We start from the raw sequence: 5,407 nt of genomic DNA, 5'->3' as shown, positions 1-5,407 counted from the left end.
AAAATAGCCGCGAAAAGAGCAAAAGAGCGTCTGCTGAAGAACTTCACCTGGGAGAGGACAGCAGACCAGATCCATCACTTAGGACTATGACGGGAGATACCCATGAAGAAACTGATTATTATTCCGGCTTATAATGAAAGTGCCAGCATAGAGAAGACGGTGCTGGAAATCAAGCGGTATGCGCCGGAATTTGACTATATTATTGTTAATGACTGTTCCACGGATCATACGGAGGAGATCTGCAGAAGACAGGGATTTCCTGTGATTAGTCTTCCGGTGAATCTGGGAATCGGAGGGGCTGTGCAGACGGGGTACCGCTATGCACTGGAAAAAGGATACGATATGGCAGTCCAGGTCGACGGCGACGGACAGCATGACCCGGCGTTTTTAAATAAAATGGCAGATCATCTGGAACAGCATGATCTGGATATGGTGATTGGATCCCGCTTCATTGAAAAAAAAGGTTTTCAGTCATCCGGGATGCGCAGGATTGGGATCCACTACTTTACACAGCTGATCCGTCTTCTGACGGGAAAAATCATTACAGATCCTACTTCCGGACTTCGGATGGCCGGCCGTTCGGTGATAAAGATGTTCGCATATAACTATCCTGTGGACTATCCGGAGCCGGAAAGTGTGACGTTCGCACTGCGCCATGGAAAAAAAGTGGAGGAGATACCGGTTGTCATGAGAGAGAGGAGTGGTGGTGTGTCTTCTATTTCCATGACAAAGTCCGTATATTATATGATAAAGGTGACAATGGCGATCATCATTGAGTGTATCCGAAAGGAGGAGACAGATGAATATTAAGACGCAGATTCTGGTGGTTGCGGCTGCCCTTGTGGCTTTAATTGTGCTGGTGAATATGATTCGGAACAATAAGCTGGAACTAAAGTATGCAATGTCCTGGTTCGTGCTTGGTATCGGTGTACTGCTGTTCGGATGTTTCCCATCGCTGACTGCCTGGCTTGCCGGTGTGCTTGGAATTGGAACACCGGTCAATATGCTGTTTTTTGCGGGGTTCTGCTTTGCTCTGGTCGTGATATTTTCTCTGACGATGGCGGTGTCCAGACTGTCAAATAAAGTGAAGAAGCTTGCACAGGAACTGGCACTTTTACAGAAGGAACGGGAAGAACAAGGGGCGTGTGATGAAAATGAAGAGACTCAGGAATAAATATATCTGTATTGCGGCTGTGATTTTTGTGATCCTGGCTGCCGGTGTCCTGGGAGAGATATTCTACAACCTGCCCGTTAAAAAACAGGCAGATTACCAGTATCTTGGGACGGAGCAGATAAAAGCGAACGGTTTTAAACTGACAGACGGGGTTTATGTCAGTGAACGCCCGGGTGCAAGCCTGACACTGTCTTTTGAGGAACAGTATGTTGACAAGCTGTATTATGAGTTTGATTATGAAGGCCAGCTGCATGCGACGATACTTGTGGGAGATTATCAGGAGGAGGATTCTTCAAAAAGCAGAAAAATAGCCGACGATAATAATCACATGTTTGTGTCTTCTACAGTAAATATCCGAAATACCGCGGACCAGATTACGATACGTATGCCGGAGGAGGCCAAACACGTCAATATCCGTGCTGTTGCCATCAACAACACAGAGAACTACTCTGCCGGGCGGTTTTTATTTCACTGCGCGGCGGCGGGACTGGTGCTGCTGGTTCTGTTCCTGCTGTATGGTGAGAAGAAGCTGAAACCGGAGCGCATCTTTCTGACAGTCAGCCTGTGCGTGGGAAGTCTGATGATCCTGCTGCTGCCGGTGCACAAAGTAGGACTTGATGAAGAGATTCATTTTGGAAGGGCCTATTATCTGTTTGATACTCTGCTGGGACGGGATACCATAACAGTGACGCCAGCCATGAATGACCTGATTCAGACAAGTATGAATAACTGGCCGTACAGCATCCCGCAGTCGGAGGAGGAGTACAAACAGGAGGAAGCATTCTGGAACGACAGTCTGTCCTGGGACTCCCAGAAGCCCTCAGATGAAGACCAGCAGAATAATTATGGATTCCAGATGTACTCTTTCAGTTATCTGCCGCAGGCATTGATGATAAAGGCTGGGCAGCTCCTGCATCTGGACTTTACATCAATCTATAAACTGGGAAGGCTTGGGAATCTGATCCTGTACTGTGTGGTCATGTTCCTGGCGATCCGACGCATACCGTTTGGCAAGCGTATCATGCTGGTGCTCGCACTGATGCCGACGGCAATGTTTTCTGCAGTGACCTATACGTATGATGCGACAGTGACAGCATTTACCTTCCTGGGAATCGCATATCTGCTGCCGGAGCTTGTTGACAAGGACAGGCATGTATCATACAGGAACTGTGCGGTCTTTACGGCGGCATTTGTTATCGCAAGTCTTCCCAAGCCAGTCTATATACCGATGATCGCTCTGGCGCTTTTTATCCCGGCTGCAAGATTTAAGTCAGCGAAAGAGTGCAGGATGTTCAGAGGGTTTATCCTGCTCGCATTTTTGCTGGTACTCTCAACGTTCGCACTGCCTCCGCTTTTAAACCCTCATCAGGCAGGAGATGCCAGGGGCGGGGATACCAGTGTGGGACAGCAGCTGCGGTATGTATTTGCGCACCCTTTCATCTATGCGAAACTGCTGTTTAAAAGTCTTTGGGAGAAATTTTTTTCCTTTACGTTCGGGTACCGGGGACTTGGACAGATGGGGCACCTGGCGGGCGATCAGAGCATGGTGACGACGGCGCTGCTGGCAGCCGGCGTGACTATCACCGATGTGCGCGGACGCGAAAAAACGGATTTGAGCGTAATCCAGAAGACAGCCGCCGCAGTCCTGGCATTTGTGACGATCTGTCTCGTCTGGTCAGCTCTTTATCTCAGCTTTACTCCAGTCGGTGCAGACATTATACGGGGAGTGCAGGGTAGATACTATCTGCCGGTGACGATGATGTTTCTGCTTGCTTTTCGAACCAGGCTTATCAGAAACACCCTGCCGGAACGTATTGACACTGCGATACTGACGGGTGCAAGTGCACTGCTGCTGATGGCAACGGTATACAGTGCGGTTGTGGTAAATACGTTTTAGAAATTACAGGGACGGCTCTTGGGCTTGCCGGTCAAATAGCTGTAGGTTTGTCAAACATATGTTACAGTGACATCAGATAATTATCCAGTACCTGTTTTGGGGTTTTCCATCCAAGTGGGCGCATAGGAAAGTTATTATAATCTCTGCGGTTATAGAGTTTTAACTGTTTGCTGAAGTCTTCAAAAGAGTAAAAACTGTGGACAGCATAGAAACGCTCATTGTCTTTCCTGTGGCTTCGCTCCACTTTGCCATTATGCCTTGGAGTAAATGGACGTATCAGCTTGTGCCTGATGCCGTATTCCTTAAGCCGGACTTGAAAGATGGTAGGTTTATCCGAACCGCCGTAAGAGCTGAAGCGTTTGGTAAATTCCTGACCATTATCAGTCTGGACACATTCGACAGGGCAGGGAAACGCTTTGATAAGATGCTCAAGGAACAAGGCAGCGGAATAGGAGCTGTGTTCTTCAAATGCTTCCACAAACCGCCATCTGGAGTACTCATCAATGGCGGTGTACTGATAAAACCGTTGGTCTTTGGCTTCATTCATGAGGCAGGCAGAAGGGACAAATTTCACGTCAATCTGAATCCGCTGTCCGGGATAGGCCATCTGCTCATAAGGCTTAGGGATGTACTTGGGATTAGGAGGATGAACAGCCATAATCCCCTGTTTTCTAAGGAAACGGTAAAGCCCGGGAATAGAACGGGAATAACCGCGCTGCATAAGTTTTACCCAAAGGATGACTAAACCAGCCTCAGGATTACGTCTGCGCATATCGGTAATCATTTTGATCTCCTGAGGCGTATGCTGATTAGGATGGCTGTGTGGGCGTCTGGAGCGTTCACGGAGGGACTCCATAGAGCCGTCAAAGCGACGTTTCCAGCGATAGATATACTGCCGATTGGTTTTATATTTAACGGCAGCTTTGGTAACGCCATACTTCTCAGCGTAACGGATCAGGGATAGACGGTATCTCATATCTTGTGTTATACTAGCCATAGCAGGGAACTCCTTTGTTTATGTTGTGGTTGTGGTGACTAAAATATAACACAAAGGAGAGATCCCTGCATTTTAATTATTCAGTTGTAACATATGTATTGTAATCCTACACTCTTGGGCTTGCCGGTCAAATAGCCGCCTTGAATAATAACAGTTAAGATGGTATACTGTAGACAGTAAACAGCAAAAAACCAACACGGAGGAAAAACCAATGAGAACTTACCTCGTAACCGGAGGTGCCGGTTTTATAGGTTCTAACTATATTCACTATATGTTTAAAAAGTACGGTGATGAAATCCGTATCATCAATGTGGACAAACTTACCTATGCAGGTAACCCTGAGAATCTCAAAGATATTGAAGACAGAGAGAATTATACGTTTGTGAGGGCGGATATCTGTGACAGCGATGCGATTCAGTCGATATTTGACGAAAATGACATTGACAGAGTCGTACATTTTGCAGCGGAGAGTCATGTGGACCGAAGCATCCGCAATCCGGAGGTTTTTGTAAAGACGAATGTACTGGGAACGCTGGTGATGCTGAACGCGGCAAAAGCGGCCTGGGAACTTCCTGACGGCAGCTTTAAAGAGGGAAAAAAATTTCTCCATGTATCGACAGATGAGGTATACGGATCCCTGGAACATGAAGGGGAGTACTTCTACGAGACGACACCGTACGATCCGCACAGCCCGTACTCGGCGAGCAAGGCATCTTCCGATATGCTGGTGAAATCTTATATGGATACGTACAGATTCCCCGCAAATATCACGAACTGCAGCAACAATTACGGACCGTATCAGTTTCCGGAAAAGCTGATCCCGCTGATCATCAACAATGCGCTTCAGGGAAAGAAGCTTCCGGTATACGGTGATGGAAAAAATGTGCGTGACTGGCTGTATGTCGAAGACCACGCTAAGGGAATTGACATGGTACAGGAAAAGGGAAGACTTTTCGAGACATACAACATTGGCGGACATAACGAAAAACAGAATATTCAGATCATTCATATCATTCTGGACACCCTGCAGAAGATGCTGCCGGAAGGGGATCCGAGAAAAAAACTCGTCAGCGAAGATCTCATCACTTACGTGACGGACAGAAAAGGACATGACCGGCGCTATGCCATCGCTCCCGATAAGATCAAAGAGGAGATCGGCTGGTACCCTGAGACCATGTTTGAAGAGGGAATCAAACTGACCATTCAATGGTATTTTGAGCACGAAGACTGGATGAAAAATGTAACGAGCGGTGATTACCAGAAATATTATAACGACATGTATCAGTAATCAATGGAAGAAGGATTATCACGCGCAGGCGGGATAAGCCTTCTTTCTTAT

Annotated in this window: 5 protein-coding genes; 4 read left to right on the top strand and 1 reads right to left on the bottom strand. The window is 47.2% G+C overall.

Annotated features, from left to right (window positions below):
* Nucleotides 1–102 precede the first annotated feature (102 nt).
* The 3 genes from MCG44_RS14595 to MCG44_RS14585 are packed head-to-tail and all read left to right on the top strand — an operon-like array spanning nt 103 to nt 3,071.
* Complete coding sequence (locus MCG44_RS14595) at nt 103–810, top strand: glycosyltransferase family 2 protein (protein WP_240288970.1); 708 nt, start codon at nt 103–105, stop codon at nt 808–810.
* Nucleotides 800–1,174, top strand: a complete 375-nt coding sequence (locus MCG44_RS14590) for a DUF2304 domain-containing protein (RefSeq protein WP_240288969.1) — start codon at nt 800–802, stop codon at nt 1,172–1,174. The genes MCG44_RS14595 and MCG44_RS14590 overlap by 11 nt, the downstream gene beginning before the upstream one ends.
* 28 nt (nt 1,175–1,202) lie before the next feature.
* Nucleotides 1,203–3,071 (top strand): DUF2142 domain-containing protein, encoded by a 1,869-nt coding sequence (locus tag MCG44_RS14585; RefSeq protein WP_240288968.1) that lies wholly within the window; start codon nt 1,203–1,205, stop codon nt 3,069–3,071.
* A gap of 61 nt (nt 3,072–3,132) precedes the next feature.
* Here MCG44_RS14585 and MCG44_RS14580 read toward each other — a convergent pair whose 3' ends face one another.
* Nucleotides 3,133–4,068: a DDE-type integrase/transposase/recombinase gene (locus MCG44_RS14580; protein ID WP_240288967.1), complete on the bottom strand. Its 936-nt coding sequence runs from the start codon at nt 4,066–4,068 to the stop codon at nt 3,133–3,135.
* Between the two features lie 211 nt (nt 4,069–4,279).
* Between MCG44_RS14580 and rfbB the strand changes: the two genes are divergently transcribed.
* Nucleotides 4,280–5,356 carry a dTDP-glucose 4,6-dehydratase gene (gene rfbB / locus MCG44_RS14575; RefSeq protein WP_240288966.1) on the top strand — a complete coding sequence of 359 codons (1,077 nt, stop codon included), beginning with the start codon at nt 4,280–4,282 and terminating at the stop codon, nt 5,354–5,356.
* The last annotated feature ends 51 nt before the right edge of the window (nt 5,357–5,407 follow it).

The organism is Lawsonibacter sp. OA9 (genome assembly GCF_022440585.1).
This window is presented reverse-complemented; position numbering and strand designations above follow the sequence as displayed.

Excerpts from the sequence above, each read along its gene's own strand:
- MCG44_RS14590 (WP_240288969.1), top strand. The coding sequence starts at position 800 with ATGAATATTAAGACGCAGATTCTGGTGGTTGCGGCTGCCCTTGTGGCT.
- MCG44_RS14580 (WP_240288967.1), bottom strand. The coding sequence starts at position 4,068 with ATGGCTAGTATAACACAAGATATGAGATACCGTCTATCCCTGATCCGT.
- MCG44_RS14595 (WP_240288970.1), top strand. The coding sequence starts at position 103 with ATGAAGAAACTGATTATTATTCCGGCTTATAATGAAAGTGCCAGCATA.
- rfbB (WP_240288966.1), top strand. The coding sequence starts at position 4,280 with ATGAGAACTTACCTCGTAACCGGAGGTGCCGGTTTTATAGGTTCTAAC.